This is a genomic window from Streptomyces spirodelae (genome assembly GCF_017676385.1).
In the GTDB taxonomy this organism is placed as follows: Bacteria; Actinomycetota; Actinomycetes; order Streptomycetales; family Streptomycetaceae; genus Streptomyces; species Streptomyces spirodelae.
Genome location: NZ_JAFFZN010000030.1, coordinates 28,879 through 52,604 on the forward strand (window position 1 = coordinate 28,879; position 23,726 = coordinate 52,604).

The 23,726-nt window shown below is 71.0% G+C and carries 17 protein-coding genes; 5 read left to right on the plus strand and 12 right to left on the minus strand.

Annotated elements, in window-relative coordinates:
* The first annotated feature begins 520 nt into the window (after window positions 1–520).
* Window positions 521–1,330 (plus strand): transcriptional repressor LexA, encoded by an 810-nt coding sequence (lexA, locus tag JW592_RS26795; protein ID WP_209267818.1) that lies wholly within the window; start codon window positions 521–523, stop codon window positions 1,328–1,330.
* Between the two features lie 230 nt (window positions 1,331–1,560).
* Here the strand turns inward: lexA and JW592_RS26800 are convergent, their stop codons facing one another.
* The 4 genes from JW592_RS26800 to JW592_RS26815 form a co-directional block, all read right to left on the minus strand.
* Window positions 1,561–3,579, minus strand: coding sequence for an ATP-dependent DNA helicase (locus JW592_RS26800; protein ID WP_209267819.1), 2,019 nt, complete (start codon window positions 3,577–3,579; stop codon window positions 1,561–1,563).
* A 140-nt stretch (window positions 3,580–3,719) separates the two neighbouring features.
* Complete coding sequence (locus JW592_RS26805) at window positions 3,720–5,522, minus strand: IucA/IucC family protein (RefSeq protein ID WP_307805563.1); 1,803 nt, start codon at window positions 5,520–5,522, stop codon at window positions 3,720–3,722.
* A gap of 73 nt (window positions 5,523–5,595) precedes the next feature.
* On the minus strand, window positions 5,596–6,465 hold the full coding sequence (locus JW592_RS26810; RefSeq protein WP_209267820.1) for a GNAT family N-acetyltransferase: 870 nt from the start codon (window positions 6,463–6,465) through the stop codon (window positions 5,596–5,598).
* A gap of 40 nt (window positions 6,466–6,505) precedes the next feature.
* Window positions 6,506–8,788 (minus strand): IucA/IucC family protein, encoded by a 2,283-nt coding sequence (locus tag JW592_RS26815; protein WP_443742765.1) that lies wholly within the window; start codon window positions 8,786–8,788, stop codon window positions 6,506–6,508.
* 355 nt (window positions 8,789–9,143) lie between these two features.
* Between JW592_RS26815 and JW592_RS26820 the strand changes: the two genes are divergently transcribed.
* Complete coding sequence (locus JW592_RS26820; protein ID WP_209267821.1) at window positions 9,144–10,367, plus strand: trypsin-like serine peptidase; 1,224 nt, start codon at window positions 9,144–9,146, stop codon at window positions 10,365–10,367.
* Between the two features lie 72 nt (window positions 10,368–10,439).
* Entirely contained in the window at window positions 10,440–11,642 is a 1,203-nt protein-coding gene (locus tag JW592_RS26825; RefSeq protein WP_209267822.1) for a trypsin-like serine peptidase, read from the plus strand.
* 140 nt (window positions 11,643–11,782) lie between these two features.
* Here JW592_RS26825 and hflX read toward each other — a convergent pair whose 3' ends face one another.
* The 6 genes from hflX to miaA form a co-directional block, all read right to left on the minus strand.
* Window positions 11,783–13,282, minus strand: coding sequence for a GTPase HflX (hflX, locus tag JW592_RS26830; RefSeq protein WP_209267823.1), 1,500 nt, complete (start codon window positions 13,280–13,282; stop codon window positions 11,783–11,785).
* A 291-nt stretch (window positions 13,283–13,573) separates the two neighbouring features.
* Window positions 13,574–15,133, minus strand: coding sequence for a M1 family metallopeptidase (locus JW592_RS26835; protein ID WP_209267824.1), 1,560 nt, complete (start codon window positions 15,131–15,133; stop codon window positions 13,574–13,576).
* Window positions 15,134–15,238: 105 nt separating this feature from the next.
* On the minus strand, window positions 15,239–17,515 hold the full coding sequence (locus tag JW592_RS26840) for a RelA/SpoT family protein (protein ID WP_209267825.1): 2,277 nt from the start codon (window positions 17,513–17,515) through the stop codon (window positions 15,239–15,241).
* A gap of 181 nt (window positions 17,516–17,696) precedes the next feature.
* Entirely contained in the window at window positions 17,697–18,578 is an 882-nt protein-coding gene (gene dapF / locus JW592_RS26845; RefSeq protein ID WP_209267826.1) for a diaminopimelate epimerase, read from the minus strand.
* A 35-nt stretch (window positions 18,579–18,613) separates the two neighbouring features.
* Window positions 18,614–19,234, minus strand: a complete 621-nt coding sequence (locus JW592_RS26850; protein WP_229376926.1) for a hypothetical protein — start codon at window positions 19,232–19,234, stop codon at window positions 18,614–18,616.
* 107 nt (window positions 19,235–19,341) lie between these two features.
* A complete protein-coding gene (gene miaA / locus JW592_RS26855) occupies window positions 19,342–20,301 on the minus strand; it encodes a tRNA (adenosine(37)-N6)-dimethylallyltransferase MiaA (RefSeq protein WP_209267827.1) in 960 nt (319 codons plus the stop codon).
* Window positions 20,302–20,483: 182 nt separating this feature from the next.
* On the opposite strand from miaA, the gene JW592_RS26860 reads away from it, so the two are divergent.
* Window positions 20,484–20,825 (plus strand): hypothetical protein, encoded by a 342-nt coding sequence (locus JW592_RS26860; protein ID WP_209267828.1) that lies wholly within the window; start codon window positions 20,484–20,486, stop codon window positions 20,823–20,825.
* A 55-nt stretch (window positions 20,826–20,880) separates the two neighbouring features.
* Window positions 20,881–21,168: an antitoxin gene (locus tag JW592_RS26865; protein WP_209267861.1), complete on the plus strand. Its 288-nt coding sequence runs from the start codon at window positions 20,881–20,883 to the stop codon at window positions 21,166–21,168.
* 131 nt (window positions 21,169–21,299) lie between these two features.
* Here JW592_RS26865 and JW592_RS26870 read toward each other — a convergent pair whose 3' ends face one another.
* Together JW592_RS26870 and miaB are read right to left on the minus strand one after the other, a co-directional pair.
* Entirely contained in the window at window positions 21,300–22,007 is a 708-nt protein-coding gene (locus JW592_RS26870) for a class III extradiol dioxygenase subunit B-like domain-containing protein (protein ID WP_209267829.1), read from the minus strand.
* Window positions 22,008–22,203: 196 nt separating this feature from the next.
* Window positions 22,204–23,721: a tRNA (N6-isopentenyl adenosine(37)-C2)-methylthiotransferase MiaB gene (miaB, locus tag JW592_RS26875; RefSeq protein ID WP_209267830.1), complete on the minus strand. Its 1,518-nt coding sequence runs from the start codon at window positions 23,719–23,721 to the stop codon at window positions 22,204–22,206.
* Between the last annotated feature and the right edge of the window lie 5 nt (window positions 23,722–23,726).

Genomic DNA, 23,726 nt, shown 5'->3' on the forward strand with positions numbered 1-23,726 from the left:
AGCCTACGCGAAGCGGGGTGGCGGGAGGGCGCCGGGGCACGCCTGCCAGACTGTGCGGGTCAGCGGCGGCGCCTCGGCGGGAGGGCGCGCGTCGCGACGGCAGGCGCCACCCGGCCGCCGCAGGTAGCCACCCCGCCGAGGGCGGGCCCTGCGGCACCCGAAAGTGGTGGCACGGAAGAACTGAAGTTCGACGACATAAATGATTACGGACAGCGACGGGCGACGACGAGAAACAGGGCACAGAAACGCCCTCGGCGGCGACACGCACCGCTGAGGCGGAACAGGCAGAAAACGACGTACGCGGTGTGTGTGGTTCGTGTGCCGCACTTGATGCGTGAGCCGTCCACATATTCCGAAAGGGCCCGCCACGCCCGGCGAGACTGGCGGCTCGGCCCATACACCCATCGAGCTGTAGAAGTCAGGCGAACTCCGGATTTTCACTCGAACGTGTGTTTGGCGCAACCTTTCGAAACCAACTACCGTTGTCCAGCTAGGGAGAACTTTCTCGAGAGGGGCCGACGTGACCACGACCGCAGACAGCGCCACCATCACCTCCCAGAACCGCGCAGCTCAGCCGACAGCTCAGCCAATTGACGAAATTCAGCCTGTGAATGACGCCATGAACGCAGAGATTCAGGAAGGCCAGCAAGCGAAGCGATCGCTTCCCGGCCGACCTCCCGGCATCCGCGCCGACAGTTCGGGGCTCACCGACCGGCAGCGCCGGGTGATCGAGGTGATCCGTGACTCGGTCCAGCGGCGCGGCTACCCACCGTCCATGCGGGAGATCGGCCAGGCGGTCGGACTCTCCAGCACCTCCTCGGTGGCACACCAGCTGATGGCGCTCGAGCGCAAGGGCTTTCTCCGCCGCGACCCGCACCGGCCCCGCGCCTACGAGGTGCGTGGCTCGGACGCCCCGAGCAGCACCCAGGCCGCCGCCGACACCACGGGCAAGCCGTCGGCCTCCTACGTTCCACTGGTCGGCCGGATCGCCGCCGGCGGCCCCATCCTCGCCGAGGAGTCGGTCGAGGACGTCTTCCCGCTGCCGCGCCAGCTGGTGGGCGACGGCGAACTGTTCGTCCTGAAGGTGATCGGCGACTCGATGGTCGAGGCCGCGATCTGCGACGGCGACTGGGTGACGGTACGGCGTCAGCCCGTCGCGGAGAACGGCGACATCGTGGCGGCGATGCTGGACGGCGAGGCCACCGTGAAGCGCTTCAAGCGCGAGGACGGGCATGTGTGGCTGCTCCCGCACAACTCCTCGTACCAGCCGATCCCCGGTGACGACGCCACGATCCTCGGCAAAGTCGTCGCCGTGCTGCGCAGGGTCTGAGCCCCGGCTTCCCGACCCCCGGCGTACGGCAGCACCACAAGACGAGGCATACGGGCCGCTGGTTCCCTCCATCCACACCGGAACCGGCGGCCCGCCGTGTTGCGTACGCATACCCTGTCGCGCGGCACCCGGCCACACCGTCGTGCCGCACCACACCGTTGTGCGGCACCACAGCGCCGTACCGCCCCACCGAACCCACAGGGCCGTACGGAGCCGAGCCGTGAGCGCTCCTACGCGCGCTTGGCCGCCTCGTCGATGGCGGCGAGAGAGCGGCGGACCTGGTTGCGGTCCGTCGTGTACCAGAAGTCCGGCATCGAGGCGCGCAGGAAGCTGCCGTAGCGGGCCCGCTCCAGGCGGGGATCGAGCACGGCGACCACGCCCCGGTCCCCCGTCGCCCGGACGAGCCGGCCCGCTCCCTGCGCCATCAGCAGGGCCGCGTGGGTGGCCGCCACCGCCATGAAACCGTTGCCGCCCGCCTCCTCGACTGCCTTCTGTCTGGCGCTCATCAGCGGGTCGTCGGGCCGGGGGAAGGGCACTCTGTCCATCACCACGAGCTGGCAGTTGGAGCCCGGCACATCCACGCCCTGCCACAGCGAGAGGGTGCCGAACAGACAGGTCTCGGCGTCCTCCGCGAACCGCCGGATCAGCTCTCCCAGCGTCTCCTCGCCCTGGAGCAGGATCGGCAGTCCCAGCCGGCCGCGCAGCTCCTCGGCCGCGGCCCGCGCCCCCCGCATGGAGGAGAAGAGTCCCAGCGTTCGGCCACCTGCCGCCTCCACCAGTTCCGAGAGCTCGTCCAGCATGTCGTTGCGCTGAGCTTCCCGCCCTGGAGGTGCCAGATGCCTGGCGACGTAGAGGATGCCCTGCTTGCGGTAGTCGAACGGGGAGCCGACGTCCAGCCCCTTCCAGGGCGGTGTCTCGGCCTCCTCGCCGTCCGCCTCGCCTCCGATGCCCTCAGGGGCGAGGCCGAGTGAGGCGCCGACCCCGTTGAAGTCCCCGCCGAGTTTGAGGGTGGCGGAGGTGAGGATGACGGAGCGGTCGGTGAAGAGCTTCTCGCGCAGCAGGCCGGAGACCGAGAGCGGCGCCACCCGGAGCGAGGCTCCGTAGCGCTCGTGCCGCTCGTACCAGATGACGTCGAACTCGGAGTGCTCCAGGATACGTTCGGCAACGTCGTGGACGTTCTCGATCGCGGCCTTGGCCTGCTTGCGGACCGCGTCCTCGTCCTGGACGGACTTGTCGCGGGTGTTGCCCAGCGCGCTCAGGCAGGTGCGCCCGGCGTCCCGCAGGGCCATCAGGGCGTACTCCAGATCCTCCGGAACGGTCTCCAGCCGGCCAGGCAGAGCCAGCTCCATCAGCCGTTCGAAGGTTTCCGAGGCGGTCTGCAACTGGTCGGCGGCCTTCTCGTCCACCAGCTTGGCGGCGCGACGCACCGCGCGGTTGACGCTGCCGGGGGTCAGCTCCCCGGTGGCGACGCCGGTGACACGGGAGACCAGCTCGTGTGCCTCGTCGACGATCAGCACCTCGTGGCCGGGGAGCACGGGGGCGCCTTCGATGGCGTCGATGGCCAGCAGGGCGTGGTTGGTGACGATCACGTCGGCCAGCTTGGCCCGCTCCCGGGCAGCCTCCGCGAAGCACTCCGCGCCGTACGCGCACTTGCTTGCACCCAGACATTCGCGCGAGGAGACGGAGACCTGGGCCCAGGCGCGGTCGGAGACGCCGGGTTTGAGGTCGTCCCGGTCGCCCGTCTCCGTCTCGTCCGACCAGTCACGCAGCCGCAGCAGGTCCTTGCCGAGCTTGGAGGTGGGGGCGGCGCTCTCGAAGGGGTCGAACAGCCCGTCCTCCTCTTCCTGCGGCACCCCCTCGTGCATCCGGTGCAGACACAGGTAGTTCGACCTGCCCTTGAGCATGGCGAACTCCGGGCGGCGGCGCAGCAGCGGATGCAGCGCCTCGACGGTGCGCGGCAGGTCACGCTCGACGAGCTGGCGCTGGAGGGCGAGCGTGGCGGTGGCGACCACCACCCTCCCGCTTCCCTCGGTTCCTCGGGAGGGAGGTACCCCCATTCCGTGTGCAAGCGCGGGGACCAGATAGCCGAGCGACTTTCCGGTGCCGGTGCCCGCCTGTACGAGGAGGTGGCGGCCGGCCTCGACAGCCTCGGCGACGGCCTCGGCCATAGCGGCCTGACCTGGGCGTTCGGTGCCTGCAACGGCCGTGACGGCGGCCTGGAGGAGTTCGGTGACGGCGGGCTTGCTCATAGACCAGATACCTTACGCGGCACCGGTGACACTCCGCCCCGCTGCTTCATCCGGCGAACGGTTTCTTCCGGCCATGACCGGCTCTGCTCGCGCACATGCGTTCCGTGCGCACACGAGTACTTCCAGTGCTCGGAACCGCTTCAGTGGAGCGGATTGCGTACCGTCCCGTGCACCGCGGCGTGTGGACGTTCGGATCTGTCCCGGTAGCCGTCGGCGTGCAACCGGTTGCGGTTCAGGCAGAGCCGTTCGATGCGCGGTGTCAGCAGGTCGAAGGTCTCGAAGCGCGGCTTCAGCCCGGGAAACCGCTCGTGATAGCGGTCGATCTCCGCCCGTACGAGTGACCAGAAGTCGTCCTCGCGCACGCCCAATTGGGCCTCGCACAGCGGCGCCAGATAGCGGAAGACGCCGACGAAGAGCGCCGAGTGGATGAACTGGGTGAGGAAGGCAGGCGGCTCGGTCAGCAGGACGCGCCGTACGTCCTCCGGCATGGAGTCCAGCTCGGGTACCGGCTCGGCGCTGACGTTGACGTCGTCGACGAAGTCCTTGATGGCCAGCCGGACAGGTACGTCGCGCTCGTCGAAGACGACGATGGCGTTCTCCCCGTGCGGTGAGAAGACGGTGCCGTAGCGGTAGAGGAAGTGCAGCAGAGGCGGCAGCAGCGACGCGAACAGGTGCCTGAGCCAGATCTCGGGCGCCAGACCGGACCGCGCCACCAGCTCGGCGGTGAGGGAGTTGCCGTCCGCGTCGGTGTGGATCAGGGCGGCGAGGGTGCGGGCCCGCTCGTCGGGCCCGAGCATCGGGAGGAGGGGTTCGCGCCAGATGCAGCCGAGCAGTTCGCGGTACTGGTACGGCGCGCTGCCCAGCGGTTCGTACACCGGGTGCGAGACGGCCATGGAGGCGACCTCGCCCTGCAGGATCACCCGGCACTCGTCGGAGAGGAACGGATCCTGGTCGCACAGCCCCTGCACCCAGCCGGTGACGGACGGTGCGGCAACCGTGCGGTCGGTCGGCAGACCCCGCCACACCAGGGTGTTGAGGATGGCCAGCGGCAGTTTCACGGCGTGCCGGTCCGGCCTGCTCAGGTTGAGGAACGTACGGATGGACTGCTGCGGCAGCCGCAGGTCGCCGTCGCTGGGCAGGGGGAGGATCTCCCGGGCGGCCAGCTGCGAGGCGAACAGTGGCACCACGGTCTCGTCCCACTGCCAGGGGTGCACAGGCATGCAGAGGTAGTCCTGGGGCGCCACCCCGCGCGCGTGCAGCGCCTGCTGGAACGCGACACGTGTCCGGTCGCTCAGCTCGCGCGCGTACAGCCGGTCGGCGTCGGCCAGCCCGGCCACACCGCGGTACTCGGCCAGCCGTCGGTGTACGGCCAGCCAGGGCAGCGGGCGCGGGGCACGGGCCTCGGGCGCCCAACAAGATGTGTCGCTGCCGGAGAAGCCGAGCCGCCCTTTGTTGGCCACCAGCCAGGGGTGCCCGGACATGTGCCCCTCCAACTCGGCGTAGCCCAGCGTGGCGAGGTCGGCGACGGGCAGCTCGGAAGCCAGCAGTCGGGTGTCGGCGGTGAGCGTGGCGGTCAGCTCGCGGATGTAGTGGCCGGCTGTCTCACCGCTCAGCCCCAGCAGCCTCCGGGCGCGCGAGACGAAGCCCAGCGGGTCGAGTGCCGGCTCCAGCGACGGGGCATCGACGTTCCAGTGGCCGTACGCGCCGCGACGGGCGCGGAAGCGGACGGTCAGCTCGTCGTCCACGGGGAGGACGTAGCACCCGGGTGCGGCACCGGGCGCGGGCTGCGGCTGGAGGATCTCCTCGTAGGAGAACTCGGCGATCATCTTGGCGAGCAGCCGCCGGGACGCGCGGTTCCAGTGGCCGGGCCCCGCTGCGAGGCCCGCAGGAACGGCCGGCGGGGCTAGATCAGAGGAGGGGGACGAGGAAGAGGTTCGGGACACGGGAGTTGCTCCTTGTGGGAGGCGTGGATTCAGATGGCGGTGGCCGCGGAGCACGCGGGCCGCGGCCACCGGTTCACAGCTGGTGGCGCAGCTCGCGGTCCCGCACCATCAGGGCCGCGCGCTTGCCGGGGAGCTTGATCTCGGCGCCGAGCCGGAAGCCGGCGCCCAGAAAGGCCGCCACGGAGGGGACGTTGCGCACATCCGGTTCGGCCAGCACCCGCGTGCACCGGGGAAGCTGGTCCAGCACGAGGTCCGCGACCGTACGCAGCAGCAGCGTGCCGAGCCCCCTCCCACGGTGCGCCGCCGACCCGATGAGCAGGTGCACTCCCGTGTCGTACGGCTGGATGCGGCAGTGCCGTGCGAGTGGGTCGAGGTCGGCGCGGTAGAGCTCCCAGTAGCTCATCGGGGTGCCGTCGAGCGCTCCGACACAGGGGACGCTGCGTCCGTCGCCCTCCAACTGGGGGCGCAGGTGGGCCTCGGTGACCCGCTCGGGACCGGACAGCTCCCAGAAGGCGGCCACCGCGGGATCGTTCATCCAGGCGGAGACCAGCGACAGATCGCGGGGCAGCCGCACCGGCATCAGCTGGAAGAGGCCCGCTTCGGTGGGGACGGCGGGCCAGTCGGCGGGGACGCCGAGCAGAGCGGGGACGCCGAGCGGAGGGGTGTGTGCCTGACCGGCTGCTTCCTCGGCGTCGGTGCGGGAGGCGCGAGTGGGGTGGGGAGTGGGCGAGGCGCGGGAGCTGCCGGCGCGCTGTGCGGGCGGCTGCGACCACTTCTGCGGCACTCCTAGATGGAGGGTGTCCTCGTCGCGGGGGGCTGTGAGGGGGTCGTCGTCGCGGGGGGCTGTGAGGGGGTCGTCGCTGCTGATGGGGGAGCCGGGCGCCGCCGGGTCCGCGCCGGGGGAACCGGCCGGCGGTGCGGAGCCCGGCTGGAGGTGCGGCATGACGACGTCTCCTCTCTGCGAGGGGCCGAGGGCCAGGTGGTCAAGGGGTGAGTGGGTTGCCGAGGGTGACGTAGACGGACTGGGTGTCGACCGGGCCGACGAGCTCGTCCATGCCGTGCAGCCGGGTGAGCAGATTGGCCTTGCAGCGCAGCGTGGGGGACTCCAGCAGCAGCGCGGGCAGCCGCGAGACCGGCTCCTCACGAGCCGCGCCCTGCAGGAAGCGCCGGAAGGCCGCGAGCAGCAGCCGCTCGTCCGCGAGCTGCTGGGAGCCGAGGGCGCCGATGAGGCCGAGGACGTTGTTGATGCCCAGGTAGTAGGCGAACCGCTCGTCGGTGACCTCGTCGTCGACGAAGGTGTCGCTCTCCACGCCGAGCCGCGCTCCGGGCAGTCGCCGGCTGAGCGCCTCCCGGTGGGAGGTACGGAAGTAGAAGCCCTGGTTGTCCCGGTAGCGTCCCCCGCGCGGCCAGCCTTGTGCGTCCAGCAGTACCAGGGTGTTCTGCTGGTGGGCCTCCAGGGCGATCCCTCCGTGCGCGTCCAGCCACAGCACCGGCCGTACGACGGCGTCCAGATAGCGGAGGAACCACTCGGCGGCCACCGCTCCCACCGGTCGCATGGTCTCGCGGGCGAGCGCGTGGACCACCCGTCCGAGCCGGGAGCGCAGCTGACCGCGCGGGTCGTGCGCCTGGTGGCCGGGTGCGCTGGGAACGGGCGCGGTCAGACCGGCGAGGCAGACGGCGTCGTCGCCCACGCCGAACGGGTTGTGCCGGATGACGGTGTCGAAGCCGGGCAGCCGTCCTTCGTCGGGTACGTCGACAGCGAGCCAGGCGGGGTCGCGCACGATGTCGAAGCCCGGGTGGGCCGCCCGCCAGGCCCGGCCCAGTTCGCCCCGGAGCAGCCGGTGCACCTCCACTCCGCGCAGCAGCTCCTTACGGAGGTTCTCGCGCCGGGAGTTGGTGATCCGCAGGCCGACGGAGAGCTTGAGCATCGCGATGCTGTCCCGCCGGAAGACGGTGCGCACCGACGATGTCGGGCTCCACCGCTCTCCCGCCTGCCCCAGATCGTGCAGCAGTCCGGCCTCCAGCAGCGCGCGGACGGCGGGGCTGTGGCGTAGCTCCCGGGCCTGCCAGGGGTGCACGGGCAGCGGCACACACTCCTCGGGTACGCGCCCGGCCAGTGCCCGCCCGCACAGACGCAGAGCGAGCTGGGGAGCGGTGACGGGCTTGCCTCGGTCCGTCCACGCCGAGTCCCCCGCGAGGGCCGAGCGGTGAACCGCCATCCAGTGCAACGGGAAGCTGCCGCGCAGTTCGGGCGAGTAGCCGGCTTCCTCGGCCTCCGAGAAGCCTTCGCGGCTCTTGGGGGTGGGGTGCAGCGGATGGCCGAAGATCAGCGCCTGCTCGGCGTCGAGGAACGGACCTGTGCCGGGTGGGGGTTCCGGATGCTCGCGGCGGTCGGCGAGGAACCGGGCGGTGCGCTGTACGGAGTCGGCGACGCGGCCCACCAGCGCGGTGTTCTCGGCTGCACCTGCGCCGTCCGTGCCGTTCCCCACGGCATCGCCTGGGCGCGAGCCTGCGTCGGCTGGGCGCGAGCCTGCGTCGGCTGGGCGGCCTGCGTCGGCTGAGGGCGTGGCTTCCTCCGCGGGGCACATGTCCGCGTCGGCGGGGCGCGTGGGGCTTCCGTCCGCGCCGTCGGTGCGGCCCGTTCCTCGGACACCGCGGGCCGCGTGTGCCGCTTCGCGGCCGATCAACGCGGCGACGGCGACGGCCTGGAGCGGTGCCGCACCCCGCGGGGCACCATCCAGGTACGGCGGGTCGAAGCGATGCCAGCCGACGGGTGACCAGTGCCGTACGGGGACCAGCAGTGCGGTGCCGCTGGCGGGCAGCGGGATGCGCAGCAGATCGTGCTGGGGGCGGGTCGAGGCCGTCTCCCGTACCCAGCAGCGCAGCAGGTGCTCCAACGCCGCGGCGTCGGCAGCCACCCGGACGTCCGGGTGCTCCAGCGGGTCGGGGTCCTGCGGAAGTCCGCTGTCGGGCGCTTCCCGGTACTCGGCCGCCTCTCGGTCCTGGGCCGGTTCCAGGCGTTCGGAGGCTTCCAGGTGCTCGGCGGCCTCCTGATGTTCGGCCGCTTCCTCACGTGCCGGATCGCCCGACCGGGGCTCGCCGGGCTCCGCCGCCGCGGACTCCGGTTCGGTGCGCCCCGGTCCTGCGTGCTCCAAGGGCCCGGGCGCCTCGGGCGCTAGGTACGGTTGCGCGCGTTCGCTGTGCGCCGGTGATGCGCATTGCTGCGCAGCGAGGCGCCGCTCCTGTTGCGGAACCGTCGGCTCGATCAGGTCGGCGAGCCTCCGACGGACCGGTTCCTTCGGCTCGTCGGCTCCGGAGCGCGCGTTCACTGAAGTTTCCTCCGCTGGTGTCGACTGGGCGCGCCGGGCAGCGAGCCACTGTCCCCCATGCGCATCAACGAGGTGAACGTCGCCGGATCACGGGCCAGTTGAAGTTCCCCCTCCGGTTGGGGCGAAATGCGCGGCAATCCGGGGGCGCACTGCGACTCCACGTACGCCTGGGAACCGCTGACCCTGGTGTGCCCGTCCCGAACACCACCGGGCATAGTGGGGGCCGCCGCCCCGCCCGGCGCGGTGCATGACAAGTCAAGAGCACGAGATCCACATCAGGGGGAGTTCAGCGATGCCATCGATAGCCAGGTCCGCGCGGCGCCGTCCGGCGCTGGCCGCGGCAGCGGTCGCCGCCGTGCTGGCGGTCACCGCGACGGCCTGCGGCCCGGAGGACGACAAGGCCGACGACAAGCCCAGCCAGGCGGCCTCCGAGGACAAGCCGAGCCGCGACCTCAAGAAGGACCTGGGTCTCCCTGACGATCTCCCGAAGGATCTGCCGACCTCCCTCGACGACCTGGACGCCTGGAAGAAGGGCGCCTGGAAGAACTGGGACCGGGACAAGTGGATGAAGGAGGCCAAGGACTTCTTCAACCCGATCATCGATGACCTGTGGGACCCGGACCGTATGAAGGACGCGGACGGGAACGACCGCAAGGTCGACGACTCGGACATCGACGACAACCCAAGCGGCGGCGACGACGGCACCGGTGAGGACGAGCGCGTCACCGACCCGACCCCGGACGCGGTCAAGGCCGCGGCGGTCAAGACTCCCTACACCTCGGACGACCTGCCCGTCGGCAAGGTGTTCATGGACACTCCCAAGGGTGCGATGGTCTGCTCCGGGTCGGTTCTGAAGGACCCCCGCCACCCGGGCAAGTCCAACCTGGTGGCCACCGCTGGTCACTGTGTGCACGGCGGCGCGGGCAAGGGCTGGTACCGCAACGTGGTCTTCGTGCCGGACTACAACCCCAAGGGACTGTCGAACCAGCAGTTGGCCACCGCCTCCAAGAGTGACGTGGCCCCCGACGGCATCTGGTGGGCCAAGCGCGCCCGTACCACCAAGCACTGGATCAACAACGGTGCCGAGCGCGGCGGCAAGGGCGCGCAGCAGGACTTCGCGGTGCTCCAGGTGCAGCCCGAGGACAAGACCAGCAGCACATCGCTGGAGGAGAAGGCCGGCGGAGCGGTGAAGCCCTCCTTCAGCACTCCGCGGGTCAAGTCGCTCAAGAGCCTCACCGCGGTCGGCTACCCGGCCGCGCCGCCCTTCGACGGTGCCCGGATGTACCGCTGCGCCGACAAGCCCGGCCGGCTGACGATCGACCCGGAGCAGCCCTCGATGTACCGCATCGGCTGCACCATGACGGCGGGCTCGTCCGGCGGTCCCTGGCTGGACGCCTCGGGCACCCGGCTGCTCTCGGTGACCTCCATCGGTCCGATCACGGCTGACTGGCTGGCCGGCGCCCGTCTCGGCAAGGAGGCCAAGGCGGTCTTCGACTCGGTCAGCAAGGAGAGCTGAGCTCCCGTGCGTCCGGAACGCCGTGCGCCTGACGCGCGCTTCGCACACCACTCTTCAGGGGGACCTTCCAGCATGTCACGCATACGAACCGCCGGGCGCGGCCGTCCGGTACTGGTCGCCGCGGCGCTCACCGCTACCCTCGCCCTGACCGCCACCGCCTGCACCGGCGACGACGACGGCGAGAAGAAGGCGGACGCCAAGCCCGCCGCCTCCGAGTCCGCCGACAACTCCGGCAGCGACAAGGACAAGATCGGCATCCCCGACAAGCTGCCGAAGGACCTTCCCACGTCCCTGCAGGACCTCGACAAGTGGAAGAACGGCGCCTGGAAGAACTGGGACAAGGACCAGTGGGTGCGTGAGGCCAAGGACTTCGTCAACCCCTACATCAAGGGCCACTGGGACCTGGGGCGGATGAAGAAGGCCGAGGACAACGAGAAGAAGGTCCCCAAGAACATCGAGAGCACCTCGGGTGCCGCGAACACAGCGGAGCCCCGCCCGGTCAAGGCGGAGGCGGTGAAGACCCCGTACACGCGCAACGCGGCCCCGGCCGGCAAGGTCTTCATGGACACCCCCGAAGGCCCGATGGTCTGCTCCGGCACGGTCGTCAAGGACCCGCGTCACCCGGGCAAGTCCAACCTCGTCGCCACGGCCGGCCACTGCGTGCACTCCGGCAGGAGCGGCGGCTGGCTGCGCAACATCACCTTCATCCCTGCCTTCAACGACAAGGGCCGCTCCATGCCCGCGGTCAACAGCGCCCCGCCGCAGGAGGTCGCCCCGTACGGCGAGTGGTGGGTGAAGTGGGCGCAGACCAGCAACTACTGGATCCAGAAGGGCGCCAAGTCCGGGGGCGGCGGCTCCCAACAGGACTTCGCCGTGCTGCGCGTCGAGCCGGTGAACAAGTCCGGCAAGTCGCTCGAGGAGACCGTGGGCAACGCCGTCAAGGTCAACTTCCGCGCCCCTTCCTCGTCCCGCATCCGGGGCGTGAGCAACTACGGCTACCCGGCGGCGGCGCCCTTCGACGGCGCCCGGATGTACTCCTGCACCGACCGTCCCGGCGCGCTGACGATCGACCCGTCGCAGCCCGCGCTCTACCGCATCGGCTGCACCATGACGGGAGGCTCCTCGGGCGGCGCCTGGCTGATCAAGGGCAAGGGCGGCAAGCCGGAGCTGATCTCGGTCAACTCGATCGGCCCGCACCCGGCCACCTGGCTGGCAGGGCCACGGCTGGGCCCGACGGCCAAGGCGGTCTTCGACGCCGCCAGCCGAAAGGGCTGACCGGCACAACCGAAGGGCTGACCGGCACAGAGTGACCGGCACAGCGCTCACTCGGCACCGCTGAGTACACACAAGGGCCCGTCCCTCCCGGTCTTCGGGAGGGACGGGCCCTTGTCGGCGATCGTTTCTGGTGTGCTCGGCTACTGCCGGGCGGCCAGCGGCTGGAAGGCACGCAGCTCCGCTGCGAGCTCCTCGTGCACCCTCGCCTTGAGCAGGGTGCCCTGTTCGATGTGCTCCTCGGAGAGCACCTCGCCCTGGTTGTGCACCCGGGAGACCAGCTTGCCCTCGGTGTAGGGCAGCAGCACCTCCAGCTCGACGGAGGGACGCGGCAGCTCGTTGTCGATCAGCTCCCGGAGCTCATCGACGCCCTGCCCGGTGCGGGCCGAGACGGCGAGCGCGTGTTTCTCGGCGTGCAGCAGCCGCTGCAGAACCAGCGGGTCGGCGGCGTCCGCCTTGTTGATCACGACGATCTCGGGCACGTCCGCGGCGCCCACGTCACGGATCACCTCGCGTACGGCGGCGAGCTGCTCCTCGGGCGCCGGGTGTGCGCCGTCGACCACATGGAGAACCAGATCTGCGTCGCCGACCTCCTCCATCGTGGAGCGGAACGCCTCCACCAAATGGTGCGGGAGGTGCCGGACAAAGCCGACCGTGTCGGCCAGCGTGTAGGACCGGCCGCTGGGCGTCTCCGCCTTGCGCACGGTCGGGTCCAAGGTGGCGAACAGCGCGTTCTCCACCAGCACGCCTGCACCGGTGAGCCGGTTGAGCAGCGAGGACTTGCCCGCGTTGGTGTAGCCGGCGATGGCGACCGAGGGCACCTTGTTGCGGCGGCGGTCCTGCCGCTTCACCTCGCGGCCGGTCTTCATCTCCGCGATCTCCCGGCGCATCTTCGCCATCTTCTCGCGGATGCGTCGCCGGTCCGTCTCGATCTTGGTCTCACCGGGACCACGCGTCGCCATGCCACCTCCCGCGGACCCGGAGCCACCGCCACCCATCTGCCGGGAGAGCGACTGACCCCAGCCACGCAGCCTGGGGAGCATGTAGTTCATCTGTGCCAGCGCCACCTGCGCCTTGCCCTCCCGGGACTTGGCGTGCTGCGCGAAGATGTCGAGGATCAGCGCCGTGCGGTCGACGACCTTCACCTTGACGACATCCTCGAGGTGGATGAGCTGACCAGGCGTCAGCTCACCGTCGCAGACGACAGTGTCGGCGCCGGTCTCCAGGACGATGTCCCGCAGCTCGGCAGCCTTGCCGGAGCCGATGTAGGTCGCCGCATCCGGCTTGTCACGGCGCTGGATGACACCGTCGAGCACCAGTGCTCCGGCCGTCTCGGCGAGGGCCGCCAGCTCCGCGAGAGAGTTCTCTGCGTCCTGTGCCGTACCGGAGGTCCAGACGCCGACCAGCACCACGCGCTCCAGGCGCAGCTGCCGGTACTCAACCTCTGTGACGTCCTCCAGCTCGGTGGAGAGACCGGCCACTCGCCGCAGCGCCGCCCGGTCGGAGCGGTCGAGCTGATCACCGTCACGGATCTCGTCGAACGTATGACTGAGAGCGACGTCCTCTTCCATCAGGGCGTCGGCTCGGCGGTTCGTCGGGACGATGCGCTGGCCGTTCTGTGGAAGGGAAGAGGAGTGGGTCAAGTGGATCCTTAAGGTCGAGGGAAGCTTATGTACCGCACAACGCTCCGGCTGCGGGGAAGATTCCCCGGCGCCGGGCCCGGGTGCCAAAGGGCCGCTCCCGCGCTGCCGCGCCGCGCGGCCACAAGGATGGTCGCACGGCGCGGCGGCGCCGTCACCCGTATTTGCCGCCGCTTCGCCGTTCTCCGCTGGGCCTCGGGGCCTTCGGGTGGCTCCCCGGGGCCTGGTGGCGCCTGAGGGAACCCTGGGGCTCCTCAGTGGCTCCCCAGGCTGCCCAGGGACCCCTGGCGGCTTCTACCGGTGGTGGTGCTCGCCCGCGCCGGGGAGCGACCTGGCCGGGCCCGCGCCCGCCCTGCCTGTCGGTACCTTGGCCGGCTTCTTCTGGGTCCAGTCGGGGTGCCCCGGCATGGGCGGGGTGGTCTTCCCGTAGAGCCACTTCTTCAGGAACGCGCTCTGATCCTGGCCGGAGACCCTGCCGGCCAGGGCGATGAAGTCGGCGGTGGTGGCGTTGGAGTCGCGGTACAGGCTTGGCCAGAGGCGCTCCAGCCGGGCGAACGCCTGCTCGCCGATCCGCTCACGCAGCGCGTACAGCACCACTGCGGAACCGTTGTAGACGATAGGGCTGAAGAGCTGGATCTTCCCGCTCTTCCGCGCGGGAAGCAGCGCGGCGGGCGGCCCGTAACGCTTGCGCCAGGCGTCGGACTGCTCGTACGAGGCGCGTGCCCGCGTTTCCACCGAGAAGCCGCCCCGCTCGGCGGCGTAGGCCCACTCGTACCAGGTGGCATGCCCCTCGTTCAGCCACAGGTCGGTCCAGCGGCGCGGGGAGACGCTGTTGCCGTACCACTGGTGTGCCAGCTCGTGCACCATCAGTGACTCGCGGTACCAGTCCGGGTACTTGCGCGAGGAGAGCAGCTGCTGTTCGAAGAGCGAGAGCGTCTGTGTCTCCAGTTCGAATCCGGTCCGCGCCTCGGCGACCAGCAGTCCGTAGTTCTCGAACGGGTACTTCCCCGCCCGCCGCTCCATCCAGACGATCTGGCGCGACGTCTCGTTCAGTACGGGCTCCAGCGCCTTGCGCTGACCGGTGGGGACGACGTGGCGCAGCGGCAGCCCGTGCGGTCCTGCCGAGTGCACGACAGTGTTGCGGCCGATCGACACCTGAGCCAGTTCGGTGGCCATGGGATGCCTCATCCGGTACGTCCAGACGGTGTCCTCTCCCACGCTGGCCCGGCCGGCCGGCAGCCCGCCCGCCACAGCGGTCAGGCCCTGTGGTGCCCGCACCCGGAAGGTGAACATGGCCTTGTCCGCCGGGTGGTCGTTCGAGGGGAAGACCCGGTGTGCGGCGTCGGCCTGGTTCGCCATGGCCAGACCGCCGTCATCGGTGCGCACCCAGCCGCCGTTCTTGATGGTGGGGTCGCTGGTGTGACGGACCTCGATATGCAGATGGCCACCGCGCCGCAGGGCAGCGCGGGGGGTGACTACGAGATCCTCCCCCGCCCTGGCGTACCGCGCGCGCTGCCCGTTGACCTCGACCGAGCGGATGTCCCCGGCCGCGAAGTCCAGGTTGAACCTGTCCATGGGCCCGGCGGTGACCTGCGCGTCGATGACGGTCCGTGCGGTGAGCGGTTTGCTGTTGTCGCCGCTGTAGTCGAAGGAGATGTCGTACGCGCGGACGTCGTAGCCGGGATTGCCCAGGTGTGGGAAGAGGTGATCGCCGATCCCGACCGCCTTGGGCGCCGGCAGCGCGGCGCCGACCAGGGCGAGCGCCGTGGCGGTGACCGTACAGGCGAGGGCACCGCGCCGTGCGACAGGTGAGCGTGGTCCGGCGGGTGCGCGTGTAAGGGCTGTGAGGGCCATGGGACATCGCTACCAGCGGCCGGTGCCGCTGCTGACGTGACCGGTGCGCGTCCACCCGAAAGGGGACGCACACCGCCCGGGTGCGGCAACCGGGCGGACGGCCCGTCAGTTCGCGGCAGTCTGCCGGACCGAGCGGGTGACGTCGTAGACCCCCGGCACGCGCCGCATGGCACGGATCAGCGCGGGCAGCCCCGCCGCGTCGGGCAGTTGCAGGGTGTAGGTGTGCCGCACCCGCTGCTCGCGCGGCGGCTCGACGTCGGCCGAGACGACCGCCGCGCCCTGGGCCGCGATGCTCTCGGTGAGGTCGGCGAGCAGATGCGGCCGCCCGAACGCCTCGGCCCGCAGGGTGACCCTGCACCCTGCCTCGCCCTGCTCCCAGCGCACCGGCAAGGTGAGGCGTCCGGCGGAGGCCATCCGGGCCACCGACTGACAGCTGTCGCGATGCACCGTCACAGCGCCGCCCCGGACCGGAAAACCGGTGACCGAGTCCGTCGGCACGGGTGTGCAGCAGCGGGCGAGGCGCACAGGTGTGCCGGGGTGGCCGGGCACCACGGGGATGTTCTCCTCGTACTCCGCGTACTCGGTGTACTCCTCCGGGGACTGCTGAGCGTCCCACCGCAGTGCGTCCGGCTGCTGGGGTGCTTCTTCCTGCGGCTCCGGCCGGCGCTCCTCGGGTGCTGCTCCGGGGGGCGCTGCTCCGGGGAGCCGTTCGGACACCACCTGGTCGGCCACCTGTCGCGTGTCCTCCGGCACCGAGGGGCGCTCGCCGTGCGGCTGCTGATCGGCCTCCCGTCGACCGTGTGCGGCAAGCCACTCCCTGATGGCCAGCCGGGCGGACGGCGTGCGTACATGGTCGAGCCACTCCGGGGAGGGGCCCGACGGGGCGCCGCTGCCGGACTCCAGGAAGAGCTGGAGCGCGTCCCCGTCCCGTAGCACCGTGGTGAGTGCGGCCAGCCGCCCGTTGACGCGGGCCCCGATGCATCGGTGGGCCGCCTTGCCCAACCGGGCGTAGGCGGCGTCCACACAGGTCGCTGCGGCGGGCAGCGGCAGCGCGCCCCCGGCCACGCCCTCCGCGCCGGGGACGGAGCAGTACACGGTGATCTCCAAGTCCTGCGCCAGTTCGTCGCGCAGTTCCTGCCAGAAGGTGTTCGGATCGGGCGCGTGGCTCTGCCACTCCAGCAGACGGGAGAGCCATCCGGGCCGGGTCGGATCGGTCCGCTCCCCCGCCCCGTCCGCGGTCCCGGCCGACGCACCCCCCGTGCCCCCCTCGGCGGCGTCCGCGCCCGTCTCGGCGGACGCGTGCGGGTCTCCGAGGGCGATGACGCCGGTCTCGGCCACCTGGTGCATCCGCCGGGTGCGTACGAGCACCTCGGCGACCTTGCCCTCGTCGTCGGCGATCGCGGTGTGCAACGACTGGTAGAGGTTGAACTTGGGCGCGGCGATGAAGTCCTTGAACTCCGAGACGAGGGGGGCGAAGCAGGTGTGCAACTCCCCCAGCACCGCGTAGCAGTCGGCGTCCTCGTCCACGAGGACCAGCAGGCGGGCGAAGTCGCAGTCGCCCAGCTGCCCGCGTTTGAGCCGCAGCCGGTGCACGGAGACGGTGTGCCGGGGGCGGATCAGCACCTGTGCGGCGATGCCCGCCTCGCGCAGCGTGCGGCGCACCTGGGCGGCGAAACCCGTCAGCGGGTCGGGATGCGAGTTGTGCTCGCGGATCAACTCGCGCGTCCTGCTGTGCTCTTCCGGGTGGAGGATCGCGAAGACGAGGTCCTCCAGCTCGCTCTTGAGCGCCTGGATGCCGAGCCGTTCCGCGAGCGGGATCAGCACATCCCGGGTCACCTTGGCGATGCGCACCTGTTTCTCACGCCGCATCACGCCGAGGGTGCGCATGTTGTGCAGCCGGTCGGCCAGCTTGATGGACATCACCCGTACGTCGTTGCCGGTGGCGAGCAGCATCTTGCGGAACGTCTCCGGTTCAGCGGCCGAACCGTAGTCGACCTTCTCCAGCTTGGTGACGCCGTCCACCAGATAGCAGACCTGGTCGCCGAACTCCCGTCGCACCTGTTCGAGCGTCACGGCGGTGTCCTCGACCGTGTCGTGCAGCAGTGACGCGGTCAGCGTGGTGGTCTCGGCGCCGAGCTGAGCCAGCAGCAGGGTCACCGCGAGCGGATGGGTGATGTAGGGCTCGCCGCTCTTGCGCATCTGCCCCCTGTGCGACGACTCGGCCAGCATGTACGCCTTGCGCAGCGGTCGCAGATCGGCCCGGGGGTGGTGCGCCTTGTGCACCTTGGCCACGTGCTCGATGGCGTCCGGCAGGGAATCCCGTGGCGTGGCGCCCAGCAGTGCCACTCTGCTGAGTTTCCGCAGACTGCGCACCGCGCTCATGGGCACCTCCCGCTCCTGTGCACCCCGGGCCGGGGGTGCGATGGTACCGAGCCCATCATGGGCCGCCGACCGGGTCCGCCCGAGCGTGAGGCGGATCACCCCATCGTGCGACGGCGGGTCGGCGGCCAGTCGGGCGGGCGGGGGCCGTTAGAGTGCGGTCCGGGTCGTCAGAGCGCAGGTCTCACGGGAGGAGTGCGGGGTCGATGGTGCCTTCCGCAACGATCACGGCGGGGCCGGCCATCTCGATCTCGCCGTCGGGCCGCTCGGTGATCTCCAGTCGGCCCCCTGGCACGTCCACGGTGTAGGTCACCGACGCACCGTCCCTGCGCGGGTCGGCTCCGTCCCTGCGGGCTGCCGCGACCATCACGGCGCAGGCGCCCGTACCGCAGGAGCGGGTCTCCCCCGCGCCGCGCTCGTGCACCCGCAGGGCGACGTGCCGCGGCCCCCGGGAGACGACGAACTCGACATTGACCCCGTCCGGGTAGGCGGCTGCCGGACGCACCGTGGGCGCCTCCAGCAGCCGGCCCGCGTCCGCCAGGTCGGAGACGAACGCGACCGCGTGCGGGTTGCCCATGCCGACCTTGCGCACGGGCCAGGTGTGCCCGGCGACGCTGACGGTGATCTCGTCCATTCCGTCGTCCGGCTCCGTCAGCTGGGCAGCGCCCATGGCGATGGTGACGTGGCCGCCGCCCTCGGCGATGTGTGCCTTGCGCACGCCTGCCCGGGTCGCGATGGCGACCTCGCCGGGCCGGGCCAGCCCCGCGCGCTCCAGATGGCGCGCGAAGACCCGGGCGCCGTTGCCGCACATCTCCGCGATGGAGCCGTCGCTGTTGCGGTAGTCCATGAACCACTCGGCCTCGTCGGCCATGTCCTTGGCCTCGGGGTGGGCGGCCGAGCGGACGACGCGGAGTACGCCGTCACCGCCGATGCCCGCCCTCCGGTCGCACAGCCGCGCCACCGCTTCCGGAGTGAGGTCGAGCAGCCCGTCCGGGTCCGGAATGATCACGAAGTCGTTCTCTGTGCCGTGGCCCTTGAGGAACGGCACGCCTGGTGCGCTGGTCACGCTGCCGATCGTACGGGAGTCCGGAGGCTGCCCGGTCAGCGCAGTCGGGCGACTCGCCAGACGGCCAGGACGACGACGGTGCAGACGACGACGGCGTAGATCAGGACGACCCTCCAGTCGGGGCGCCCGCCGGAGCCGCGCGCCGGGAGGCCGGGCCAGGTGTGCCCCACTCTGCGAGCGGCCATCACGCCCCAGCCCGCGGCGCAGCCGCACAGCAGGAGTCCGAGCATCGAGACGACCGCTCCGGAGCTGCCGCCCGGCTCGAAGGCCAGCGGGAAGGCGAACATCAGCGAGCCGAGCGCGCCGAGCACCACGATCGGTGCGAGCTGCCACAGGCGCAGCTTGCGCTGCGGGCGCAGCTCGTGCGGCTCCACCGGCGGATCCGGCTCCGGGCCCGGCCCCCCATCGGAGGACTCGTCCGACTCGCGGCCCGAGGACGGCTCCGGACCCGGCAGCGGCTCCTGCCCATCCGGGTCGTCACCGTCGGTCAGGGGATCGTCACCGTCGGCCAGGGGCTCGCTCCCGCCCGGCGGGGGCTCGCTTTCGCCCCGCACGGCCTCGCTTTCGCCCGGCTCCTCACCGACCGGCAGCAGCTCACGGTCCGAGAGGGGCTCCGCTTCCGCGGGAGAGGAGTTGTCCCGAGGGCTGGCCTCCATTGCCACGCGCCCTCCCAACTCCGGCTTCACGGCACCAACGATGGTCGATGATGGCACGCCAGGGGTAACGGGACGGTCGCTCAGGACTTCCCGATGCCATCACGTGATCAGGCTGTAACCGCTTTCGTGAGCAACGCGAGCGCGGCACCCGGCAGTTCCCGCCTGTCGGCCGCCGCCCCACTGAGCCAGTTCACCCGTGGGTCGCGGCGAAACCAGGAATCCTGACGGCGCGCGAAGCGCTTGGTCGCGCGGACCGTCTCCGCCCGTGCCTCCTCCAGCGTGCACTCCCCCGCGAACGCCGAGAGCACCTGCTGATACCCCAGGGCACGCGAGGCCGTGCGTCCCTCCCGCAGCCCCTGCTGCTCCAGCTCGCGCACCTCGTCCACCAGTCCGGTCTCCCACATACGGTCCACCCGGCGTGCGATCCGCTCGTCCAGCTCGGGCCTCGCCACGTCCACCCCGATCTGCACGGTGTCGTAGACGGCCTCATGGCCCGGCAGATTGGCCGTGAAGGGGCGCCCGGTGATCTCGATGACCTCCAGGGCCCGCACGATACGCCGTCCGTTGCTGGGCAGTATCGCGCGAGCGGCCTCCGGGTCGGCAGCCGCGAGCCGTGCGTGCAGGATGCCCGGGCCGTGCTCGGCCAGCTCCGCCTCCAGCCGGGCCCGCACCTGGGGATCGGTGCCCGGGAACTCCATGGCGTCCAGTGCGCCGCGTACGTAGAGTCCGGAGCCGCCGACCAGCACGGGCACCCGGCCCTGGGCGCGCAGCCTGTCGATCTCGGTCCTGGCCAGCCGCTGGTACTCGGCGACGCTCGCGGCGACGGTGACGTCCCAGATGTCGAGCAGGTGGTGCGGCACGCCCTGCCGTTCCTCCACGGTCAGCTTGGCGGTACCGATGTCCATCCCTCGGTAGAGCTGCATCGAGTCGGCGTTGATGACCTCGCCGCCCAGCTCTCGCGCGAGGAAGACACCCAGGTCGGATTTACCGGCCGCGGTGGGGCCCACGACGGCGACGACCGGTGGGGAGTCCGCTGGGACGGGAAGGGGGGCGGCTGCGTCATTCACGGGTCAAGTCTCGCAAACCCGCCTGATGCTCCTCGAACGAGCGACGTGACGGGGCACTCGCAGGGTCGTTGCCCGTTGCGAGGTTCCGACAGCCGGTTTCCGCACCGGTGCCCAGGGGCGGCGCAATGGGACGCTCCGCAAGGCGCGGGATTTCGCCCACACGAGTAGGATCTGGAGTAGACATGGGCGTTTTTGCGAAGCTTCTCCGTCGTTCGTCCAGCAGGTCAACACAGGACGGCGAGCAGGCCACCCCTGCGGGGGAAAAGGCGGCGGAAGAGCCCGGCGCGGAGCGGGGCGAGAGCCGGCGCGCCGAGACCGAAACCCCCGCGCCCGCGGGTCACGAAACGGCAGTCCCGAGTGACGCGGCAGCCGCAAGTGGCGGCTCGGCGGAGGAGGCACCGACGGCCGAAGCACCGGATGCGGACGCGGTGACGGAGTCCGGTGCGGGGAACCCGGGGATTCCCAAGCAACCGTCCGCCGACGAGGCCGCCGACAGCGAGACGGGCGAGAGCGCCCGCCAATAGGCTCGTGCGGCGAACGCCGTACGGTACGGCGACAGTGTCGAGAAAGGGGATCGCGATGGGCTTCATGGACAAGGTCAAGGGCATGCTCGGCCAGCATGGCGACAAGGTCCAGCAAAGCGTCGACAAGGCCGCGAAGCTCGCGGATTCCAAGACCAAGGGCAAGTACAGCGACAAGATCGACTCCGGCGCCCGGAAGGCGAAGGACGCGGCGCAGCGGCTGGCCGACGAAGGTCGCGGCGAGGGCGGCTCGGGCAACGGTCCGAGTGGTTCGAGCGGACCGGGCGGTTCGAGCGGCCCCGGCCCGGGTGCGGGCGGCGGCGGCAGCAGCGAGCCCAGGACCTGATCCCGGCCGGAGGGAACGGTCGGCGCTGTAGCGGGGGTGAACGGTGCGTACGCGCACCGCACACCCCCGCTGCCTTGTGTAAGCAGCCGGATCTTCTCCGTATGCCGAGACCTCTCCGCTCCCGGCCTGGCCTACGACCAGCTCGCAATCATGTAGCCCACGCCGTAGGGCGCTTCGTCGTAGAGCAGCCGGCCGGCCAGGTCGGCCCCTTGCGCGGCGCCGGCGAGCGTCTGCCAGGACGAGCGTCCGGCGACCTTCAGCTCGTACGCCAGCTCCTCGTCCAGGGCCAGCAGCGCGGCGCTGTCGGCGTCACCCAGCGCCCGTGCCGCCTCCGCGTCGAAGGCGGCGGCCCGCTCGTCGAAGTATCCGGGCGCCTTGAGTGTGCGGCAGTTGCTGCCGTCCCCCATCACCAGCAGCGCCACCCGGTCCGCGCGGGCCGCCAGCTCGCGTCCCGTCTCCGCACAGCGGGCCCTGGCGAGCGGTTCCCCGATGCCGAGCCCCTCAACAGGGCAGCAGGTCCACTCCGTACGCTCCAGCAGCCACGCGCCGACAGCCAGTGACGGAGGCAACTCGCGCCGTGCGGGCTCGCCCTTGCCCAGGCTCACCTCCATGGGAACGCCGAACCCGGCGAACGACCCGCGCGCACCTTGTGGGTGCGGGCCACGCCCCGAAGGCTCCGCGGGGCCGAGCACATTCAACTGGTCGGGGCGGGCCGCCGCCAGGACGCCGAGGGCGTCGTAGCAGGCGGCGCGTGCCGCGTCCATCTCGGGAGCGGCACCACCCGCGACCTCGGGCACGAGCAGTGGAGGGCAGGGACATACGGCTGCGGCGACAAGCATGGCGCGCAGCTTAAGTGCCGTACGCACCACTTCCCAGCCTGCCCGCGCCGTGACTCACCCGAGCGTGCGAGATCGGCTGAAACACGTGACACCGACGCGTCCGGCCACGTACGCCGAGGCAGGGCGCCGCCGGGCATGCACTGCGAGGCGGCGGGATGCGCCGGCACGCCGGACGCACGCGGGCGCGCCCGTGTCGTCAGTCCAGGCCGCAGCCGCCGGTGGCGGCAGGCAGCGGGTCAGGGACCCCTACCGCGGGCAGGCCGAGCATGACGCCGTTGCCCTGCCGCTCCTGCGGCGCGGCGGTGCGGCGCTCCCAGGCGTCGCCCGCGCGGGTGCGGCGCACGGCCTTGGCCGGTCCCTCGGCGAGCAGATGGTGCGGTGCGGCGTAGGTGACCTCGACGGTCACGACATCGCCTGGGCGCACCGGTTCGTCGGGCCGGGTGAAGTGCACCAGACGGTTGTCCGGGGCGCGGCCGGACAGCCGCTGGGTGGCGTCGTCCTTGCGCCCCTCGCCCTCGGCGACCATCAGCTCCAGCGTGCGGCCGACCTGCTTCTTGTTCTCCTCCCAGGAGATCTCCTCCTGGAGGGCCACCAGGCGCTCGTAGCGCTCCTGGACGACCTCCTTGGGGACCTGGCCGGGCATCTCGGCGGCGGGCGTGCCGGGGCGCTTGCTGTACTGGAAGGTGAATGCCTGGGCGAACCGCGCCTCGCGCACCACGTGCAGCGTCTCGGCGAAGTCCTCCTCCGTCTCGCCGGGGAAGCCGACGATGATGTCGGTCGAGAGCGCGGCCTCGGGGATGGCGGCCCTGACCTTCTCGATGATGCCGAGGAAGCGCTCCTGCCGGTAGGAGCGGCGCATCGCTTTGAGGACGCGCGAGGAGCCGGACTGCAGCGGCATGTGCAGCTGCGGCATCACATTGGGCGTCTCGGCCATGGCGGCGATGACGTCGTCGGTGAAGTCGCGGGGGTGCGGGGAGGTGAAGCGCACGCGCTCCAGACCCTCGATACGGCCGCAGGCGCGCAGCAGTTTGCTGAACGCCTCGCGGTCGCCGATGTCGGAGCCGTAGGCGTTGACGTTCTGGCCGAGCAGGGTGATCTCGCTGACGCCCTCGTCGACCAGTGTCTCGATCTCGGCGAGGATGTCGCCGGGGCGGCGGTCCTTCTCCTTGCCGCGCAGCTGCGGGACGATGCAGAAGGTGCAGGTGTTGTTGCAACCCACCGAGACCGAGACCCAGGCGGCGTAGGCGCTCTCGCGGCGGGTGGGCAGCGTGGAGGGAAATGCCTCGAGCGACTCCGCGATCTCGACCTGTGCCTCGTCACGCAGGCGGGCGCGCTCCAGCAGCACGGGCAGCTTCCCCACGTTGTGGGTGCCGAAGACGACATCGACCCAGGGGGCCTTCTTGACGATGGTGTCCCGGTCCTTCTGCGCCAGGCAGCCGCCCACAGCGATCTGCATGCCGGGGCGCGCGGCCTTCTTGGGGGCGAGCTGCCCGAGGTTGCCGTAGAGCCGGTTGTCGGCGTTCTCCCGTACGGCGCAGGTGTTGAAGACGACCACATCGGCGGCGTCGGTTCCCTGGGGCGCCCGGACATAGCCGGCGTCCTCCAACAGGCCCGCCATCCGCTCGGAGTCATGGACGTTCATCTGACACCCGAAGGTGCGCACCTCGTACGTCCCCTTGACGTCCACTGCCTGACTCCGGTCGCTACTGCTCATGCGAC